Source organism: Brasilonema sennae CENA114 (genome assembly GCF_006968745.1).
Taxonomy (GTDB): domain Bacteria; phylum Cyanobacteriota; class Cyanobacteriia; order Cyanobacteriales; family Nostocaceae; genus Brasilonema; species Brasilonema sennae.
Genome location: NZ_CP030118.1, coordinates 720,677 through 740,682, shown reverse-complemented (window position 1 = coordinate 740,682; position 20,006 = coordinate 720,677). Strand labels below are relative to the sequence as shown.

At 42.8% G+C, this 20,006-nt stretch carries 18 protein-coding genes and 3 pseudogenes; 5 read left to right on the top strand and 16 right to left on the bottom strand.

All coding sequences use genetic code 11. From position 1 onward, the window contains the following. Positions 1-9: 9 nt before the first annotated feature. From DP114_RS03065 to DP114_RS03025, 9 genes are all read right to left on the bottom strand, one after another. The gene (locus DP114_RS03065; protein WP_171975424.1) at positions 10-3,540 is read right to left on the bottom strand and encodes a two-partner secretion domain-containing protein; all 3,531 of its coding nucleotides are present in this window, start codon (positions 3,538-3,540) and stop codon (positions 10-12) included. A 333-nt stretch (positions 3,541-3,873) separates the two neighbouring features. Next, complete coding sequence (locus DP114_RS03060; RefSeq protein WP_171975423.1) at positions 3,874-4,545, bottom strand: cytochrome c oxidase subunit 3; 672 nt, start codon at positions 4,543-4,545, stop codon at positions 3,874-3,876. Positions 4,546-4,570: 25 nt separating this feature from the next. Further along, on the bottom strand, positions 4,571-6,226 hold the full coding sequence (ctaD, locus tag DP114_RS03055) for a cytochrome c oxidase subunit I (RefSeq protein WP_171975422.1): 1,656 nt from the start codon (positions 6,224-6,226) through the stop codon (positions 4,571-4,573). A gap of 203 nt (positions 6,227-6,429) precedes the next feature. Beyond that, positions 6,430-7,692, bottom strand: coding sequence for an RNA-guided endonuclease IscB (gene iscB / locus DP114_RS03050; protein ID WP_171975421.1), 1,263 nt, complete (start codon positions 7,690-7,692; stop codon positions 6,430-6,432). A 243-nt stretch (positions 7,693-7,935) separates the two neighbouring features. After that, entirely contained in the window at positions 7,936-8,724 is a 789-nt protein-coding gene (locus DP114_RS03045) for a cytochrome c oxidase subunit II (RefSeq protein WP_171975420.1), read from the bottom strand. Positions 8,725-8,741: 17 nt separating this feature from the next. Further along, positions 8,742-9,347: a DUF2231 domain-containing protein gene (locus DP114_RS03040; protein ID WP_171975419.1), complete on the bottom strand. Its 606-nt coding sequence runs from the start codon at positions 9,345-9,347 to the stop codon at positions 8,742-8,744. Beyond that, on the bottom strand, positions 9,344-9,838 hold the full coding sequence (locus DP114_RS03035) for a DUF2231 domain-containing protein (protein WP_171975418.1): 495 nt from the start codon (positions 9,836-9,838) through the stop codon (positions 9,344-9,346). Before DP114_RS03035 ends, DP114_RS03040 begins: the two co-directional genes overlap by 4 nt. A 40-nt stretch (positions 9,839-9,878) precedes the next feature. After that, on the bottom strand, positions 9,879-11,249 hold the full coding sequence (locus DP114_RS03030) for an NAD(P)/FAD-dependent oxidoreductase (protein ID WP_169268554.1): 1,371 nt from the start codon (positions 11,247-11,249) through the stop codon (positions 9,879-9,881). A gap of 57 nt (positions 11,250-11,306) precedes the next feature. Continuing rightward, positions 11,307-11,558, bottom strand: a complete 252-nt coding sequence (locus DP114_RS03025) for a hypothetical protein (protein WP_169268553.1) — start codon at positions 11,556-11,558, stop codon at positions 11,307-11,309. Positions 11,559-12,098: 540 nt separating this feature from the next. Here DP114_RS03025 and DP114_RS03020 point away from each other — a divergent pair. The 3 genes from DP114_RS03020 to DP114_RS03010 all read left to right on the top strand — a co-directional run bounded on the left by DP114_RS03020 (position 12,099) and on the right by DP114_RS03010 (position 13,024). Continuing rightward, entirely contained in the window at positions 12,099-12,263 is a 165-nt protein-coding gene (locus tag DP114_RS03020; protein WP_171975417.1) for a hypothetical protein, read from the top strand. A 105-nt stretch (positions 12,264-12,368) separates the two neighbouring features. Then, positions 12,369-12,548, top strand: coding sequence for a hypothetical protein (locus DP114_RS03015; RefSeq protein WP_171975416.1), 180 nt, complete (start codon positions 12,369-12,371; stop codon positions 12,546-12,548). A 332-nt stretch (positions 12,549-12,880) separates the two neighbouring features. Next, positions 12,881-13,024 carry a hypothetical protein gene (locus DP114_RS03010; RefSeq protein ID WP_169268861.1) on the top strand — a complete coding sequence of 48 codons (144 nt, stop codon included), beginning with the start codon at positions 12,881-12,883 and terminating at the stop codon, positions 13,022-13,024. Here DP114_RS03010 and DP114_RS03005 read toward each other — a convergent pair. Further along, positions 12,995-13,225: a hypothetical protein gene (locus DP114_RS03005; protein ID WP_171975415.1), complete on the bottom strand. Its 231-nt coding sequence runs from the start codon at positions 13,223-13,225 to the stop codon at positions 12,995-12,997. The two genes, DP114_RS03010 and DP114_RS03005, sit on opposite strands and share 30 nt — an antisense overlap. Between DP114_RS03005 and DP114_RS03000 the strand changes: the two are divergent. Beyond that, positions 13,169-13,633: pseudogene (locus DP114_RS03000) on the top strand (RNA-guided endonuclease InsQ/TnpB family protein); the annotation flags it as partial. The gene DP114_RS03005 and the pseudogene DP114_RS03000 sit on opposite strands and share 57 nt — an antisense overlap. Here DP114_RS03000 and DP114_RS02995 read toward each other — a convergent pair. The 6 genes and pseudogenes from DP114_RS02995 to DP114_RS02970 all read right to left on the bottom strand — a co-directional run bounded on the left by DP114_RS02995 (position 13,622) and on the right by DP114_RS02970 (position 18,925). Further along, positions 13,622-14,380 (bottom strand): annotated as a pseudogene (locus DP114_RS02995) (IS1 family transposase). The pseudogenes DP114_RS03000 and DP114_RS02995 overlap by 12 nt on opposite strands. A 268-nt stretch (positions 14,381-14,648) precedes the next feature. Next, on the bottom strand, positions 14,649-14,846 hold the full coding sequence (locus tag DP114_RS02990) for a hypothetical protein (RefSeq protein WP_171975414.1): 198 nt from the start codon (positions 14,844-14,846) through the stop codon (positions 14,649-14,651). Between the two features lie 211 nt (positions 14,847-15,057). After that, positions 15,058-15,363 (bottom strand): hypothetical protein, encoded by a 306-nt coding sequence (locus tag DP114_RS02985; protein ID WP_171975413.1) that lies wholly within the window; start codon positions 15,361-15,363, stop codon positions 15,058-15,060. Positions 15,364-15,661: 298 nt separating this feature from the next. Further along, positions 15,662-15,901 carry a hypothetical protein gene (locus DP114_RS02980; RefSeq protein ID WP_169268858.1) on the bottom strand — a complete coding sequence of 80 codons (240 nt, stop codon included), beginning with the start codon at positions 15,899-15,901 and terminating at the stop codon, positions 15,662-15,664. A gap of 419 nt (positions 15,902-16,320) precedes the next feature. Then, complete coding sequence (locus DP114_RS02975; RefSeq protein ID WP_246163041.1) at positions 16,321-17,103, bottom strand: peptidylprolyl isomerase; 783 nt, start codon at positions 17,101-17,103, stop codon at positions 16,321-16,323. Positions 17,104-17,359: 256 nt separating this feature from the next. Beyond that, positions 17,360-18,925: a putative HlyD family type I secretion protein gene (locus tag DP114_RS02970; protein WP_171975412.1), complete on the bottom strand. Its 1,566-nt coding sequence runs from the start codon at positions 18,923-18,925 to the stop codon at positions 17,360-17,362. Between the two features lie 740 nt (positions 18,926-19,665). Between DP114_RS02970 and DP114_RS34645 the strand changes: the two are divergent. Then, positions 19,666-19,821 (top strand): annotated as a pseudogene (locus DP114_RS34645) (CsbD family protein). Positions 19,822-20,006 lie beyond the last annotated feature (185 nt).

Sequence of the window (20,006 nt, the reverse complement as noted above, 5' to 3'; positions counted from 1 at the left end):
AACGCAAGACTATTTTGTGGCGGCACAACTACTAGTAGGCGCTGGCTGCTCGCGTTGTGGACCAGTCTTAGTAGGATCATAACCAACGAGCACCACTTGACCTTTTTCGTTATATATCCAACCTTGAGCAGGTATTATCTGTTTGACAGGTGGCTTTTGAGATGGCTGCTTTTGTGTTCCACTTGTTGAACTTACCGAACTGGCGACAGGCTGAATTAAATCAACGCGCACATTGTCACTACTAAGGATTTTATTTGGGTCAGTTGGAAGTCCGCCACGTCCGGTGATGGTGAAAGTACTACCAAAACCTTTTATGCAGGGATTTTGGGCAACCTGCTGTGCCGGATCAACCACAGTTTCTGTCAATTCAAATAACCCTTGGGTGGGGTCAAGATCGATAGTGGTTACCGTGACTGTTCCAGTAGCGACAATATCACTTTCTGACGTCTGTTGTGGCTGATACTCAATACCAAAAATTCCTCCTGGTTTTGATATATTAACTTGAACATTACTTCCCGCAGTACGTCCAAAGCCAGTAGCAGTGATATCACTATTTTCTTGAGGAAAAGCGACTAACAGTTTTGTATTGATGTTAATATTGCCGTCCCGTCCATCACTTCCAGGAGTACCACTGATAGCGGATATCAGGCTATTACGGCGTAATAGCAGTAAATCTCGTGCTTGCAGTATAATATCGCCTCCGAAACCGTTTGCAGAGTTAGCAGTGAGCTTCCCTTGATTATCAAGCTTGATAGAATTGGCTATGACTTCTAGGTTGCCTGCGTTACCGCTTCCCAGATTGCTTACGGTTCCTTCTGCTCCATTAAGGACATTGAAGCGTCCAGCAACAACTGTCAAATTTCCTCCATTTCCCACAGCCCCAGTTTCTACAGCACTGGATGCACCACTGGGAACACCATTACTACCAACTCCATCAAAGACAACAGCATCGCGGGCTTGAATCGTGATATTGCCTGCATCTCCCCTTCCGCCTAGTTGGTTGTTAGACGCTCCACGAACTGAGGTTAGCAGTTGAGCACCATCTTTGAGGGAGAGCGAAGCAGCGCTGATGTCGATATTGCCACCTTTGCCCAATCCTCCTGATTCCACAGTGCTGAAGATACGTCCATTAACAAGCTCAACAGAACCCGATGCTCGCACCGACACATTGCCTGCATTCCCTTGTCCTCTGGCGCTGGTGACCAGTTGAGCGCCATCAGTTAAAGAGAACGAGCCAGAGGAAATAGTAATATTGCCCCCATTACCTACTCCCGTTATTCCTCCCTGGTTAAAAATTCCACTGGAAAATCCGTCCTTTACCCCAGCAATCGTCACTTTACCTGTGACATCAACAGTGACATTCCCTGCATCCCCTGTTCCAAAAGTGCTGGCGGCTAGTTGAGCACCATCTTTAAGTGAGAGCAAAGCTGCTTGGATATTGATATTTCCCCCCTTGCCCACACCTGCTGCTCCCACAGTGCTGGAGATGTAGCTGTTGACAAGAGAAACAGAATCGGAGGCTCGCACCAACACGCTACCTGCATTTCCTTCTCCGTTGATACTAGCACTTAAAGAACCCTCATTCTTGAGGGTTAGGTTTGTGGTTGTTAATTGAACACCACCTGCGTTGCCTTCACCTGTTGAAAACACACCACTGCTAATGTCACCTCCATCTACTAAAACAGAACCATTGGCATTGATGACTACACTTCCAGCATTGCCTTGACCAAAAGTACCGGCACTGACAAAATTCCCATTGCCCAGAGTTAAGTTTTTTGTCGTGATTTGAATGCCACCTGCATCACCCTTTGCACTACGTTCCACACGAGAGCCAATAGCGCTGTAAGTTCCACTACTGTTTCGACCATCTACGGAGATGGTATCGCTAGCATTAATCTTGACGATGCCACCATTTCCTTGACCGAAAGTACTACTAAGGATTTGAGAGCCATTTTTGAGAACTAAAGAACCAGTTGTGATATCGATACCACCAGCATTGCTCACACCTGTTGGTTGTACACTACTGGTTATGAAACTGTTATCCAAGGAAATGATATCTTTGGCGTTAACTGTCAAAACACCCCCATTACCTATGCCAAATGTTCTGGCACTCAAAAAAGCGCTATTCTTGAGAGTTAAGTTTGTGGTTGTTAATTGAACATCACCAGCATCGCCCATACCCGTTGATTGTTGGTTGCTGCTAATGCTACCCCCATCTACCGAAACAGAACCACTGGCATTGATGACTACACTTCCTGCATTGCCTTGACCAAAAATACTGGCACTGATAAAACTCCCGTTGCCCAAAGTTAAGTCTTTTGTTGTAATTTGAACGCTACCTGCGTTACCCTTAGCGTTAAATTCCACATAACTACCAATGGCGCTGTAAAATCCACTACTGTCTTGACCATCCAAGGAAATAGTATCGCTAGCATTGATCTTAACGATGCCACCATTTCCTGTGCCGAAGGTACCACCAAAGATTTGAGAGCCATTTTTGAGAACTACAGAACCAGTCGTGATATCAATGTTACCTGCATTGCCCACATATGTTCGTTGTACACTACTGGTTATTAAGCTGTTATCCAACAAGGAAATAGTACCTTTGGCATCAATTTTTATATCGCCTGCCTGAGCTTCTGAAGTTCCAAAACCTGACAATATCCCTGAGAAAAGACGACTTCCTCCTGATAGCTCTAAATTTCTGGCATTAACTGCAATATTGCCAGTGTCTCTACCAGCTACATAAGCGATCGCACCATTTGTCAGCGATACATCCGCTCTTTGCACTCCCACAGGAAAACTCAAGCTCCCATCACCATTGATTCCCACCGTCCCAGGAACAGATAATCCTCCTAACTCAACTCGTCCTCCTGGTGCAAACAGTATTCCATTATCTAAGCTGACATTACCACCCACCAGTGTTAGGGAATTTCCTTCTGGAACAGTAAGACCAACAACATTACCACTATCATTAACAGCCCTAGACTGATTGCTGATATTTTTGAAATTCTCCCGATAGCTCAACCCAACCGGAGCAGTTATCGTTAACAATGGCGGTGCTTGGGGATTCGTCGCACTAAACTCAAACCCATTCTTAAATATCAAACTATTTGCCGTACTTCCCAAAAATGAACCACCCACATCCAACCGGGCATTTGGTCCAAAGATAATTCCATTCGGGTTGATTAAAAACAAGTTAGCATTGCCCAACACACCCAAAACACCCTGAATGTTCGAGACATTCCCCCCAGTCACTCTGGTGAGTATGTTTGCAATTCCCCCTGGATTCGAAAAATAAGCCCCTCTACCAGCGTTTATATTAAATTGCTGAAAACTGTGGAACAGGTTGTCCCCACGAATTGCGCCCCCATCAATTCTGTCGCTAGGGATGCCCTTAATCTCAACATTGGGAGCAACAACAGAATTTTCTGCACCGAGACTGTTATCGGGAGTGATTTGTGCTCTGGCGACGGTAAGGTAGCTAAGGCTTGCTAGGGTTGCAAGGGGCAAGCAGAAGAAAAATAATGAGTAACGCACCTAATTTTATACCTTAAAAAATATTGTTAAGAGAAGTCGTCAAATGACGGTTATTGAATACTTTTACCACGTTGGGAGACAAAGTTACTTAATTATTGTAAATATAGGAAATAATTGGGCGATTAGAAATCGCTACTACACAAACAAAGTCCACCTACGTGGACTTCATAAAATAACCCGCGCAGGCGGGTTTCGTCTGTATAGCCGCGATTTCTAATCGCCAATATTAAATCAAATTTTACTTTTACATTGGATGTAAAATCTGCGTATTTTCTCACGATTCAATTCGGATTGCTATAGATTATTTCTCTTTTATTAATCATAGCGATCGCCCTACCAAATATACAAAAGCGAGAACAGAATCACCCAAATCCCATCAACAAAGTGCCAGAACAAAGTTGTTGCACTCACACCAAAGTGACCTTTGTTATAATTACCCCGAATAAAAGAACGAATCACCATCAGTATCTGTAGAAGCACACCCACGAGAACGTGCAAACCGTGGAAGCCAGTCAGCACGTAGAATGTCCCCCCAACGAGTCCGGTAGTCAGCCTGAAGTTGAGCTGACTCCACTCAATTGCTTGAGCGATCAAGAAGTAGGTTCCCATAGCTGAAGTGATCAGCCATAACAAACGAAATCTGCGAATTTTGCGACGCTTCAGAGCATTTTCTGCCAATTGAATGACTATGCTACTGGAAAGGAGCACTAATGTGTTAAAAATCGTAAAACCAGATAATTCTGGTCCCGAGACACCAGGTGGTAGCCAGTTGGGAGTCGTCAACCGCAGAGCAATATATGTAAAGAAAAAACTTAGGAAGACGATGCTTTCCGACAGCAGGAAGACGGTAAAACCAAATAGCGTTTTGCCATGTTCGTCATCAGGTTTCCCCCCACCTATCGGTATGAACCGGTGCAGCCAAATCGGTAGATATCGCCGCAACTTATAGAAGTGGATAGGACTTTCATCTAATATTTCTTCTAATAAATGAATAGGATTTTCCATGATTGCTTCTTAGATAAAATTGCAGCTATTCTTGAATGACAGCTTCTGGCGTCGGTTCGGATCTATCGTTGTAGTGGTAGGGCGGTTCGTTTACAACTGGAATTTCCTCGAAGTTCTCCTTTGGAGGCGGTGAAGAAGTTTTCCATTCCAACCCTGTGGCATGCCAGGGATTATCAGATGCTTTAGAGCCTTGTAGTAAAGAACTTATCATATTTGCAATAAAGGGCAACGTCGCCATCCCAAGCAAGAACGCCCCAACGCTAACAATAACATTCCATCCTTGATAGCGTGGATCGTAGGAGGAAACTCGGCGCAGCATACCCTGTAAACCTAATGCATGCATGGGGAAAAAAGTCAAGTTGGCACCGATGAAAGTTAATAAGAAATGTACCTTGCCCCAGCCCTCGGCGTACATCTTTCCGGTTATCTTAGGAAACCAGAAGTAAATTGCGGCAAAAATTGCCATCGTGATGGTATTGTGGACGACATAGTGGAAGTGACCCACCACGAAGTAAGTGTTGTTGACGTGAATATCAAATGGCACTGAACTGAGCATAACGCCAGTGACACCACCGAAAATAAACATCACTACACCTCCCAAGGCAAACAGCACTGGTGTCAAAAGATGCAGCCTGCCGTTCCAGACTGTAGCAGTCCAAGCGAACACTTTGACACCAGTAGGTATAGCGACCAACATTGAGGAGGCCATGAAGAGTATCCGCATCCAGTCAGGGGTGGCACTGGTGAACATATGGTGTACCCATACGAAAGTGCTCACTATAGCAATTCCAAATGAGGCGATCGCTACTGACCGATAACCAAACAACGGATTACGGGAAAACGCTGGAAGAATCTCCGAGAAAATACCGAAAGCGGGTAGCGCCATAACGTAAACCGCTGGATGGGAATAGAACCAAAACAGGTGCTGGTAGATGATTGGGTCCCCATTTTGCGACGATTTGAAGAAATTTGTCCCGAAACTGAGGTCAAAAAACAGTAGTATCAATGCGCCGGTGAGGGAGGGCAGGCAAAATAGTTGCAGCATCTGCGCACTCAGAACTGTCCAGACGAATATCGGCATACGGAAGAACGTCATACCTGGGGCGCGCATCCAAACAATGGTGGTGATGAAGTTGATGCCCCCTAAAATTGATGAGATGCCCAGCAGTATGACACTCAAAATCCAAATAAATTGGCCATTGACTAACTTATCCGATAAGTTCTGGAGACTAATGGGTGGGTAAGACCACCAGCCAGCTTGCGCAGGACCACCAGGTAGTAAGAAGCTTGAGAGTAGTAGTATACCTGCTGGGGGAATGATCCAGAAGGCGATCGCATTGAGGAGTGGAAAAGCCATATCCCTTGCCCCAATCATCAGCGGTACTAAGTAGTTGGCAAGACCTGCCATGAACGGGATAATCCACAAAAAGATCATCACCGTGCCGTGTAGCGTGAATAACCCATTGTAAAGGGAGCGATCGACCAGATTTGATTCGGGCGTCACCAGTTCGCCACGAATAATCATAGCCAACAGCCCGCCGAACAAGAAGAAAATGAAAGTCGTCACCATGTACTGGACACCGATGACTTTATGGTCTTTGCTAAAGCCCAAGTAATCGCGCCAGTTAGGCTTTTCGGACTCGCTAGCCCTACCCATATCTTCAATAGAGTTATTTGTCATCTTCTTTTTCAACTAGGAGGATTTATATCAACCAGTTATCAGTTATCAGTTATCAGTGTTTTTTGGCAACTGTTCGCTGTTAACTGTTAACTGTTAACTGTTTTAAGTTCGATTCTTAACAGTTGACTTACGGGCAGCAGCCTGGGAAAGCCGTATCATCAGATAGCCCAAAAACGGAGCGCAACGGATTGTTCTGGGAGAAATCAGAACGCGTAATTATATCCATCCATTGAGTGGAGTTTGCTGAACTTGTTGAGTTGTCCACCTATTCTCTGCTTGTTTATACGGATCTCTAAACGGGATGCTGATTGAACTACTATGCGACCAGTTGTTGTGCCGTCAATAAAACGAGCAATATCGCCAGTCTTCCAACCATGCTGATAACGCTGCTTAGGTTTGGCGCAGGGAAATCCGAATTTGTTCGTCCGTGTCATTTGTCGTCCGGAACCGACACCCGTTGATTTAATCATCATTGCCTGTTTGGTCTTTAGAATAACTCCTAAGCCAGATTCACCAACACAACAAGCATCGATCCAGTGATCTTTATCGAAACCGTTTTTTATCCGGTTGTATTTAGTACGACCACCAGTACTGGTAGCGATATTTAATCCAGAAATCTTTTTCAAAGATTGGTACAATTTCCATCTTGTTGAGTTAACAGCTGCTGCATCTTTTAATGGTGCTAATCGTACTACTTTTATCTGACGAAGTAAATCCGGCTTCTTTTTTAGGAAGTCTTCAATAGACTTACTCCCTTTTTTTTGATTACAACGAACACAAGTAATGGTCAAGTTACTAATTCTATCGCTGCCACCATTGGACTTTGGGTGAATATGTTCAACCTGCAATGGGACATCTTGCTTGCCACAATAGACACAATTTCTGCCCCACTTGGCTAACAGGTATTCTTTGACTTCATAACCAAAAAGTTTACCTTGCTGGTATTCCTGACCGGTTATTTCTGGGTTTTGCAAAGCTTGAGTGTCAAACCTTACTAATTCCATTACAATACCCGTTACTGGAACATATCTACAAAGTCTTTTTACCCATGTCTCAATTGTTAAGACGCGGTGCATCAGACTTGGAGGAAGCCACATTTGGGTGCGTTTTCTGTTCAAAAAACGTGCTTTTCTGTACCGAGTCTTTCTATTTCTCCTTGACTTCCTAACAGCAGATCTAGACTCTAAATCTGATTTGATTTCTGCGCCTCTATGCTCAAGATTTGCACCCCATACAACTTCGCCATCTTGTACTAAAGCCAGTCCCGTTACTTTGCTACCAGGGTCGATTTTTAACTCTACTGGTCTTAATACGGGATTCTCTACAACAGTTTTTAGTATGAGGGTAAAGGGATACATTCTTATAACTGCCGCTTTTCCACGCATCAGCAGGGTTCTTGCTCGCTTGGGGCGAATTGGGTTTAGTGGTTGCTTGTTTACATCAATAATGAAAACGTAGTTTTGCATTTTATTCCTGTTAGGAACTCATTGGTAATGTTTGCCTCGATCAGTTAATCTCTCGGTACTTTCTCAATAACACTGACGACGCTAATGAACAAATTCGTCTGTTTAATTATTGAGTTGTAGAGCCTGGGACTGGCTTGAATCTAAGTTAATTCGACATCCCAAGGTACGAACTTTAACACTTGTGAGATAACGGCTACTCTTACTTAAGGAGTGATCTGGAGTTGCCCGTATTGCTACGGATTGTTACGGTTTGTACCGTTTAGCAGCAACCCACTGGTTATAAGCTTCGGGAGAGTCAACGTAAACATCCGCCTGCATCAAGGCGAAGTCAGTACCACTGAATTGGGAATCACTCAGCCGATACTTGCCTTCACGAGTGGGTGATAACACAATCTCAATTTTGCGGTTGGGGACAATGTCCTGCTTCAAACGGAACTCAGGGACATAAAAACCGTGGATAACGTCCTCCGAATGCAGAGTTAAGGCAGTACGCTGATTAAGCGGCAGATGCAATTCGTTACTGGTAACATTTCCTGGATAACGGAAAGACCAAACCCACTGCTTAGCGATTACTTCAATATTTTGAGAAGCAGGTTTGGGGTTTTCGCTAACTGTGACGGCGTAAGCAGGTTCTTCTATAGGTATGTGCAGGTGTACCACTTGTGTTAAACCAAGGATATCCAATTCCTGATAAATTTTATAGCTTTGGATTGCAAGCCACAACACAAGTACAGTCGGAGCCACTGTCCAGAGAATCTCTAGCCTCGCATCATTCCTAACGGGATGACCATGACTCCAGTCTCCTCTGGGGGCACGGCAAGTAATCATCGAAAACACTATCATACCAGTCAGTCCCAGGAAGATGAACGTTCCTATTGATGCTAGGAAGCTAAAGATCTCATCAACCCGTTTCGCTTCTGCTGTTGCTTGAGGAGGCATCCAAGAGTACGCCTGCTGTCCAACCCAACCGCTGGCAATAAGAATTACTGCTATAAAAGCAGCCAATAGCAGTATGTTTAAAATTTTCCTCATAACAAGCCCCTACACCCTTACTTGAGCAGTACGTTAGGATTTTTTCCTTGTCGCAGCAAATTTCCAGCCGTATTATGAATTCCAAAATCACCGCCCAAGTGTGCCCCTAGCGTTCCGTGGACATAAAGGATACCCATTAGCGCAATGCCCACTAACAAATAGCTCCATTGCACCTGCCGAGTTGCATCCTTACGCCAGCGGTAGCGCTGCAATCCTCTCCACACAGTCATAGCAACGATCGCTGCTAACAATAAAATACCACCAACACCGTGCAAAAGCATGGTTGAACCAGCTCCCAATCCCCAAGGACTTTTCACATCAGTTGGTGGATTTGCAAGCAGAATCTCGAAAAAACCTGCTGCAACGGTAAAAAATGTAATCGCCGTACAAGCTAGCAAGTTGTACCAGCCCACATCAAAGAAGCCCGAACGAATAACAGGCAGAGTCAAAAATCTCAGGATTGGTTTTTCTAAGGGAAAAAGTGTGCCTGCAATATCAAATAATATACCGATAATGAATAGACCGAGGGTGAGATGCACTAAATTTGGATGTATTGGAATCTGGTAGGGTAATCCGTTGGCACCCAGCTTGAACCACAACTGGTCAATAAGTTGCGAGTTCATTTTAAAATCCCCTGCTTTGCTGCTTCAACGACTGGTTCCACATGCAACCCATAAACCCAAACTAGTTTGCTTCCTAAATATACCTGCAAAGAAACTAAGCAAATCAAAAATGTGGCAGCACCGAGGTAAGCAACTGGCATCTTCAGTGGATCTCGGGCGCGAATGGCAAAGCGCCATGCTGTGATAGCCACAAGGATAGCTGCCAGTGACCAGCCGGTTATTGTGTGTGAATTTAGTATTGGCTGGACTGCTTGATAGGGTTGGGCTAAACCAGCTTCAAACTGACCAAAGATGACGGCTAGGAAAATGGCGATCGCCGCAACAAAGATATTCCAAAAACTCACTTCAAACAAACGGTGGTTGCGAGTAAAATAGCCCACCACATCGCAAAAAAAGGAAAAAAACACCATCGCAATCACGAAATGAACGATGACGGGATGGATGGGATCGGGATATGGTAGGTTATCACTATTGAGAGGCAAAGCAGGCATTGCTTTCTCCTTTGGTGGATTCTAAATTCTTTTGAAATTATTATTTCTTATTTTTGTCCTCATCTCCTAACATTTTGAGTAATTTTCTTGCAACTAAAACACCTACGACTGCACCACCAACTAACTCAGCTGTCTGCACAACTTTCTTGTTCGCAGTGTTAGGATCAACGTGGTGGCGAAAAATCTGTTCATCTAGCCATTCTTTCGTTGCTTTGAAGTTGTGAACTGGCGTTGGCAGTAGCTCTAAATAAGTTCCTTGACGAATTAAGTGAGCGGCTTCGCCTGTGACTTCAAAAGCGTCGAAAATGTTAGCCGCAGCTTCATTTAACCCAAGTTTTAGCAGAGTACCGCGTAAGCTAACCTTAGCAGTTTTCGGTTCCTTTTCTAAAGCAATGGCTTTAAGGTTGTGGGCAATTGTAGCTCCTAGCTGATATGCAACTTGTGCAGTAGCGGGCATTGATGTATCCTCTACAAAAGCACAATCACCACCTGCAAAAACTTCTGGGAAATCAAACAATTGTAAGGTTTTGGTGACTTTTAATCGACCGTGCTTGTCTCGGTGTTCATCTGAGATTGGCAAGTTTTTGATTAGCGGATTAGTCGCAGTGCCAGCTGTCCAAATTGTAGTGTTTGTTGGCAGCGTAACAGACTTGCCATCGCGCTTATACTCAAGTGTGTTGGGACTAATACCTGTGACTTCTGCCCCCAACAGCATCTCTACTGGTACGGTGCGTTTTTGCAATTGCGTTTCAGCAGTTTCACGTAATTTGCTGTTGACATCGCCCTTAAGAATTTCGTTGCCGTGGTTAATAAGTACTACTCGAATCTCTTGAGGATTGCCTCTGAGTGCTGCATACCAATTCGGTAACAAATCGGCTAAAGTGGCTGCCATTTCCACACCTGAAGCACCACCACCAACGACTGCAAATGTAAGTAATTTTCGACGTTGTTCTGGATCTTCGGTTTGGGCGGCTTTTCGCAAACAGTCATGCAAATGTCGGTCGATAGCGATCGCATCTTTTTCGGTCCAAAAAGGTAGAGCATACTCTTTTGCCCCCTCGACGCCAAAGTAGCCACTTACACTACCTAAAGCTAATACCAAATTGCTGTAATCGTAGCAGGTTCCTGAAGTTAACTTAACTTGTCGTTGATGCAAGTCAATTGATTCCACTGTATCTTGAACAAAAATCACACCGCTTCCTTTGAGCAATTCTGTAAAACGCGGCAATACCTGAAAGGCATCCATCTCACCACTAAAATACTCATACAGTAATGGCTTAAAGCAAAAGCGTTCGTTGCTATCAATTAAGATCACAGAGCGAGGATAGTGTTCGTGGGCAAGCTGCAACGCTGTAAAAAGCCCAGTAAAGCCACCGCCTAAAACAACTGTTTGATAAACTGGATTATTCATAAAACAATTTTTCTCCATTCTTTTGTTCGCAGATACGTTGATTGATAAACTGCTCTGCTATAACGTTAAAAAGAAAACAATCAAAATCACACTGAGGGTAACAGCGAATAAGATAGCGTATTCGACTCTGCGACTAAAATATCCAATCACAGCAATCAGGGCGATCACAAAAGCGAAAATGCCTAGATATTGTCCCTTTTGTAAGCCTTTAGCAATCAAAGGATCATTTTGAGTACCTGGTGGCGGAGTTTCTTGAATTCTGCCTTCATACTGTTTTTGGGGTTGCAACTCTTGCGTTGGTAAAGCCATAAAATTATTTCCTACAAAAAACTAACCAACTTACCATTCTTTAAATAGTGCCTATTTTACCTGCATCCTGTGAATTCCATGATGACTGACTATAACAGTCCCATATGAATCTAATCGTCAATACACTTAAGAATGCAAAGGTATTATTAGACAACGCAATTTTTTTTCATACTCATATGTTTGTACTAGACACTGTTGTTTTATATTTTTATAAGACCACATATCATGTTTATTTTTTATTGATAAGAAACCATAAAAATACTATCTAAAGAGTGATTTTTGGAAGACATTAAAAAGTAAACTTGATTATCTTACAGTATAATATATTTTGATTTATTCCTATCGCCGCAGAAAAGTCACATATTTGCCATATAAAATTCATAGATTGAAACACTCTTTACCAAGTGTTAAACAATCAGATTCAGAATACAAGTGCGGCGGGTAACGTCTGTAGTAAGGTTTTTTTACAGCGTTGATAGCAGAAAGCCCATCTCAAGTAAAATTGGGATTGTTTAGTATATTGAAATATTTCACTCTCCTATGCAACCATCCAAGCTTCAACCAACGGCTACTATTCTCAAAGCCGAGTGGAATGACTTGATTGTCGAGTACGCTTGTTTGGAAGTGGTCGGAAATTTTGACTTTGCGATGCCTAAAGACGCTATCAGTGTAGCATTTTCTCCCCATGAGCGTGTTGCTTGGTAGGTGGATGGGGGTCAAACACAAACCACCGCCTTGCCTCCTGGAAGCGTGTTTGTATATTCATCCCGTGAGTTTGTATGGCATCGCCGGGAAAAGGAGGGCAAATATGTGAATATAATGCTATATCAGCGCTTGCTCAACCAACTGGCAGCCGAGAACGGACTTTCTACTCCCATCGAGTTGGAACACCGCGTGATTTTTCCAGATCCAACTATCATGCATATCGCACAGTTATTGAAATCAGAGGTGATCAGTGGCGGTTTGGCGGGCAACTTGTATGTCAAGTAGCTGCGAAACTTACTAGCAGTGCATCTGCTGCGGAACTACAGTGGAGTAGTGCGGTGGGCGGCTCTGCCGACTTGTAGCATCTGGCGTGTCTCCCCAAGTGAAGCAACTGCCGTAAGCGCAAAGCGCACGCCAAGGGCGAACGCGTAAGCGCAAGCGCACGAATCGAGCGTTCGCGCAGCGTCTCCTACGGAGATACGCGTAGCGTGTCCGTTCGGCTTTGCCGTGCCCGTTCGCGCAGCGTGTCCCTTTGGGACTCAGGGCTCAGGACTCAGCGTCTCCGTTCGCGAGTGCGTGCCCGCAGGGCTTAGGAGATACCCGTAAGGGCAAGGGGTATGGAACGTACCTCTATAGATGCTGATGAGTCAACCTCTACTTGTTGTCGAAGCTATGGCGTTCCGCCACGCTTCGCTATCAAGCAAGTTGCTCAAGTGAAGCGTCACAAACAGCTAGCTCAGCCGAAGGCGGCTAGCTTGTAGTTCATGAGAATTTAGCTGAAGAATTGGCGTTAAGCGAAGCTCTGCCGTAGGCGATCGCCAATCTAGCCGCACTTGTGCCAATGAGTCAGTTTCATTTTGCGCGTACCTTGAAGATGCAGGTAGGAGAAGCGCCACACCGCCACATTCTGCAACGGCGAAAAAGTGTCTAAATATGACAATCCTAAACATCTCGCTAAACATGAGAAGAACCTCAAGCGCAAACAGCAAAAGTTAGCGTGTAAACACAAAGGAAGTAATTCAAGGTACAAATATAGAAAAGTTGTTGCCAAAGTATACGAACGAGTTAGCAATTCGCGGCAAGATTTTCTTCATAAACTTAGTTATAAGTTAGTCAGCGATAGCCAAGCTGTCATAGTGGAGAATCTTCATGTCAAAGGCATGGTATGCGCAGAGCGCACGCTACGCGAACGTAATCACAAGTTAGCAAAAGCAATATCTGATTGTGGATGGGGAACTTTTACTAACTTTTTAGCCTACAAGCTAGAACGTAAAGGTGCAAAGTTGGTTGAAATAGACCGATGGTTTCCTAGTTTCAAACTCTGCTCTAATTGTTTCTATCAAGTGAGCGAGATGCCGCTAGATGTGAGGGGGCGTTGCAGAATAGAAATATGAATCATGCGTTAAGCGTAGCTCTGCCCTAGGCAATCGCCTCAAGCTTGCGGGCGCTATGCCGTATTTTAGATAATGTATTACCAATCGAATGGAATACTTAAGCATTTTCTCTGACTTAGAGTAACAAAAGGTTTTGCGATGTAGTCGCGCAAGATAGTGCTTTAAACGACTGTTTTCTCCTTCCACTCAAGTCAATTAAGTTTTACTAACGATGTGGTCTTCATTGTTAATAAAACAAGGATAAACTGGATAACCGTCTGTAACGTAAAAATAAGAATGCCAACACCTGATTGTCAACAAAAAAAGTTTAAAAGTTTCTGAACTTCTATCCCCGAAAACCCAAGCTATAATTCCCGTAACGCTGTGGTTTACTGCTGTTCACACCCATATTTTGTTTGTTTTTACCGATGAAAGTCTCAAGTTCATCAACTTCTGTAACTTCTGGAATTTCACTCCTATAAGGTGTATCCGGTAAGGCGCTACCAACTTCTCTAACCCAATTTATAACAGTAGTATGGTGTACTTTTTTGACTCTTTCTATTGCCCGAAAACCAGAACCATTAACATACATTTCTAAGCACTCGCGCTTAATATCCTCTGTATATCCTTTCTGATTATAAAACTCAATGAACTGACGTTTACAGTTTACGCAAATGTATTTTTTTTACCTCTTTGTCTTCCATTCTTACGAATGTGACTTGATGCACACCTTGGGCATTTCATGGCGATACGCCTTCGGCGTCTGCGCTCTGCGCAATCGCTCTAATTCATATTTCTATTCTGCAACGCCAGTTTATTTATTCGATTGTCACTATTCTCATAACGCATTGCTTGCAGCAATTGTAACTTGAGGAAGAATTCAGAATTCACAAATGTTGTTTAAATTCGCTAACAACATCATTTACCTCCCAATACTCGCACTATTGATGCGTTCTTTTAAAAAGGAAGCGGTAGCCGTCAGCTAACGCTTCCTCATCTCCCCTAACGTATCTCAATTAGACGAAGAGATACGGTTTGAGTAGAAGCCTGCGTTGGTATAAGTTGTGGTAATCGTATAAGCAAAGTTACTACCCTGTGCAAATGCAAATGCACCCGCGTTTGCCTGGGAAAGAGAATATTGAAATCCACCTTGAACTTCTTTTGCTTGTTGAGCAACCATTTCTATGTGAGATAGATCTTTGATCATCATGATATTGTTCTCCTGAAAATTGCTAGTTCATTCGTCTAAGTTGGTGTCAACATAACAAAAAAGCTATTAGACCTCTCCAAAAATGGCTATGAAACCAATACCCCGCGCTTGCACTAAAAATCATTTTTGGAGAGGTCTATTGAAGAAAACCACCTGTTTTATGGGGCTTCTATTCAATAGCTTCTTGAACAAAAACTTAGTAAAACAAGCTTCAAGAAGTACGTGCACTCGCATAGGAAGTGGTGTAAGTAGGTCCATTAGCAGCAGCACCAGCAGCAGCACTAGCAACAGCGTATTTATATCCATAGTCAATGCTATAGCTATACTTACCAGTTGCAGGGTTAAAGGAATAAGATACGTTGTAACCTGAACCGGAATCAGAGGCAGCATAGGTTGATACACTGCTTGTAGGTGTGCTGAAACTCTGTTGAACTACTTGAAGTCCCCCATGCACTTGAGTATCACTCGAAAGTTCAGTTTCACAAAAGCTTAGGTCAACTATTTTTAATCGACTCATAATCTCTCCTTTTCCTCGCAGACATATCGCTGAAAGTTGCTTAACAACTTTCAGCGATACTTAGTATTTGTTTAAAATGCCTCTGAGCAAAGTTTTCAGCCAATGCGCCAACAACTTGCATATTTTTTCGTGATCACTGTCAGCGTATCACTCGTCATTAGTGAGCCAGCGGGGACGCCACATGCCTCTGTCGGGAGACCCCTATGGCGAACCCGTAAGGCTCATGAGTCAGACAAAGGACTAATCACTAAGGACAATCCAAAGAGTCAATATGCAAGTTCAATGCGTAACAGCTTAGTTATGAAGCAGTGGAGCTAGAGTATGAGCTTGAGCTAGCACTATTGGGGTAGGAGTAGTAGTAGGGGTAGTAGTAGTAAGGGTAGCCAGAAGTCGCACTTGTATAAGTGTTGGTACTTGTAGCAGCGAAATTGCTACCGTTAGCATAAGCACCAGATGATGCACTAGATGTTGCAAATCCACCTTGAACTTGATGATTGTCTGCAGTGGTTTCGAGGTGAGAAAGGTCTGCGATAATCATATGATTCTCCTAGAATTTACTAGTTTTGATCGGAAACTTCTTTGTAATCAAAACTCTCTGTTTGATTACATCTATAAACATAACACTTCTGCCAGAGAAAAACATAAAGTAACGATGAAGATGGATTATTTTCATTTAGATAAACATTTTATTTCATCAACTTTTATCTATTCAAGTAATAAAAGGATATCAGGACAAAATTCTGTGTTTCTTTATTTTTGAAACTCAGTTCATTCGGATTATAATTCAAAAAAATCAACCTAAAGCAAAATGAATTATTGATTTCATTTCAGAAAAAACTTCTTGTTTGTTTATGTTATGGGGTTGAAATTTTTTGCATGAATAGTTCGCCAAGTTTGATTTGCGCTAAATAACCTCCAATATCTCCTAATTTTGGGGTGAAGAACTAATAGCTAAAGTCAAGCCTGCATTAACACATCCTCTGATGCTTGAAGATGAGCGTCGGAATCTAACATGGTCAAGATTTCTATTGATTGAATTTGTTGTTTCAACCAATGATCAAACAATTCTTGCTGAATTTGGTCACGTAAGTGCTGATCCAAGATAGGTTGAACCATTTCTTCTAGCCAAATCAAATAAACTCCTTTGGAGGTTGATATCGGCTTGATAACAGACGGCGGAGCGGCTGCAAATACAGCGGCTGCAATCTCTGGTCGAAAATCTGTACGACGTCGCATTCCTTGATATCCTCCAGCACGTCGAAGTTCAGGCTGTTGAATATATTCACGAGCAATTTCTTGGAAAGTAATTTCGCCTGACTGTAGAGAATAAAACAGTTCTAGAGCTAAATCTCTGTCATCCAAGATGACTTCATAGGTGACAGCAGCAACGTAATTGAGTTGGTTTTCATAAAAGAACCGTTCCACCTGCGTAGCAAACAGGTGATTAGCTAACTTAGTAGCAAGTACGTTGTTATGAATCAATTCTTCAAACTCAGCCAGACAGAGATGATGTTTTTTTAGCCAGTCCCAAGTGTCTTGAGCTTTGACAAGTTTTTTCGCAAAGCGTAATTTATCTCCTTCCTGTTGAAGTTCTTCTTCCGAGACTTGAATCCCTGCCTGTTGGGCCGCCGATGCAATAATTTTTTGGCTTGCTACAGCATAGACAACATCAGGCATTTGGCAAGAAAGTTTCAGACTGCGAACCAAGTCTGCACCGCAAATGATCAAACGTTTTGACACGACACGATTCTCCTAAAAATTTGAAATTTTGGCGTTGGAGAATGGAAGCATGAAATAGGGTTGTTCTGATTTGACTCCTCGTTGATTTATCTGAGGTTGGCTGGGGATTTACGCAGCTTCTCAAGGAAATATACATTTCTTTACATCATCCCCTAATTCAGCAACGCCAAAATTTGAGACTGGTAACGTTAAAACAGTTATCAGTGAACAGTGATCAATTGCTTGATCACTGTTCACTGTTAAAGTTGACTTTTGACTAAACCTCTAAACCACCTTTGTGCAATTTCTGAAATGGATCTAAGATAAAGTGGATGACACGTCGTCGGCGGATAACCACCTCAGCTGTTGCAGTCTGTCCAGGAGTGAGTTGAATAGGTTTGTTGCCATTGTGGATATACTGCTTATCCAAAGTGATTTCTAACTCAAAGTTTTCTACACTCCCTTGAGGTGTTTGGCTAACTTTGGAGTCTGGAGAAATCCAATTGACTTTTCCTGACACGATGCCATACTCACCGAAAGGATAAGCATCAAACTTGGCTTTGACAGGCATACCCGCTTTTAAGAAGCCACTATGCTGATTAGGCATCACAGCCTTGAGTACTAAACCACGATTTAATTGTGCAATTTGAGCAACTCTCTGACCTGGTTGTAGTACAGCTCCTGGCTTGGTAGTCGGGAATTCAAAAATCACACCATCAACGGGCGATCGCAGCACTCGTTGCTGCAGTTGAATCTTGTAAGATATCATCTGGCTTCCTGTTTGGCCAATTTCAGAGTGTAGGGAGTTGATTTGTGATTGCAGTTGTTTGAGTTCTTCTTCAATTTTGAGTTGTGCAAGTTCACCTGTATGAACCAGGCTTTGATAATTGCGTTGTTCTTCTTTGAAACGGAGTTCAGCTTGCTCGATTTGTGATCTCGCTTGCTGAATCGTCCTTTGATAACTGCTTTGTTGCTCTTTTAAGCTGAACTGAGCTTGAGCAATATCAGACTGAGCTTGTACAAGGTGTTCGTAGTTTTCCTTTGCAGACTGTTGGATTTCCTCAAAACGCTCTTGTGGCATAACACCATCTTGATAGGCTTTTTTATAGCGTGGGACTTTTTGTTGAGAGGCTTGAAAACGAACTTCTGCTAATTTATAAGCTGCCTTACTAGAATCAAGAGCTTGCTGCACCTGGTCTACTTTCGCCAGTTTTTCCTCATTCTGTAAGTTATAGACGGCTTTGAGAGCATCTAAATTTTGTCGCGCCTGATCTACTTGGGACTGCTTTGCTAAGAGTTGAGCTTGGTTTTGTTGTTGCTGAGTTTGCACAGAAAGCGTCAATTGATTTTTGACTAGCTGTAGGCTTTCTCGGCGATTTTTTAGTCCGTCCAACTTTGTTTGAACCTGCTTGAATTCAGTTTTGAGAACCTGTGAGTCCAGTTCCAGTAGAACCTGACCTGATTTTACGGTGTCGCCTTCTTTGACGTTGACAGCAGTCACACTTCCACCAACTGGACTATCTAATTTTTGGGTTGCACCTTTGGGTTCAAGACGTCCTCTAGCACTTTCTGTCTCATCCACCTTTGAGAACATCGCCCAAGGTAAAACAGTAATTGCAAAGATTAATAACAAGTACAGCGAAGAACGTGTCCAGGCTCTAGGTAAAGCATCTAACAGTTCTTCTGTTCCGAAATACCAATTTTCTTGTGCCTGATCTATTGGTTCTGCTTGATCTGTTGACTCAATAGATTCGGATACTTCTTCCGAAGGAATGTAGCTTTTATGCTTATCCGACTCCAGTTTGGTAAGTGGATCTGGACGATGACGAGGTGTATTTGCCATAGTTTTCGGCTTTAAGTTCGTCAAATCAATGAATGGTCATGGTGTGCAAACAAGTTGGTTTCTGGTTTGCAGAAGCCTGTATGTAGGGTTGTGGTTAAGTTCTTGGCGCTATCTACACAGTCTGAGTTTGCCACGAAGAACTATATATTGATATGCTGCAATAGTGTCTGTTGTTTTGCAAAAACACTTTGTGAATGCTGGTTCCAGGATTTTTGCTTCCTGCGCTTGCCTTGCTTGCCTTAATCTGGTAATTTTAGCTTTGTCGAGTACTAGATTTGTTGAGCGTAAAGTACACTGTGGTTGAAAAACTGGTTGCTCATCCCAATTTTTTGTGGGCTATAAATCTATTATCTAAGCTTGTTAAAGCTTGCCGTTGAATTGTCCGGTGTAACATAGCATTTTTTTGCTGCACCCTATTGTTTTCAATTTTACTTTAGTAAAAATAATTTTAAAAAGAAAATTCCGGGAAATTCTCAAAACTACTTTTATCTTAATAAAAAAATATAATACTTCATTAAAAAAGCACAACTTCTTAAGTTTAATCAGGCTTTGACTCTAGATAGGCTGCATGTAACAAAAGCTCCTTCCTGGGAGAGAGTCGTAGTTACTATTACTATCATATAGTGTCGTTACTGTTACGAATGAAATCTCAGTAAAATTCTAACACCTAAGGATTTGATTAAGTAACAGACGAAACAACAAACAGTTTTGAGTCTGGTATTTGAGCAAGGAATAATGTTATAGGTTTAGAAAACCGAATCAAAGCAACAGCTAAGAACATTGAGGGCAAAATTTAAGAAGTTGTAGGTGACATCACTGGCAATACACAAAACCAACTGGAGGGGAAAGCTAAGCAAGCCGAGGCGCGCGTTCGTCACGTGGAACCTGAAAGATAAACTTAAACAGATGAAAAATAAACGAGGGCAGAGGGTTTGAATAATTAAAATACTAGGGCTAAAACAGTAGAGTCTAAGAGTGTTCCAGCCATAATCTATTGCTGTTAGAAAATACACTTTCACCAACACATGCATCTGTTGGTGAGAGATATTGTGGTTGATTTTTTATACAGGCCATTCGATGC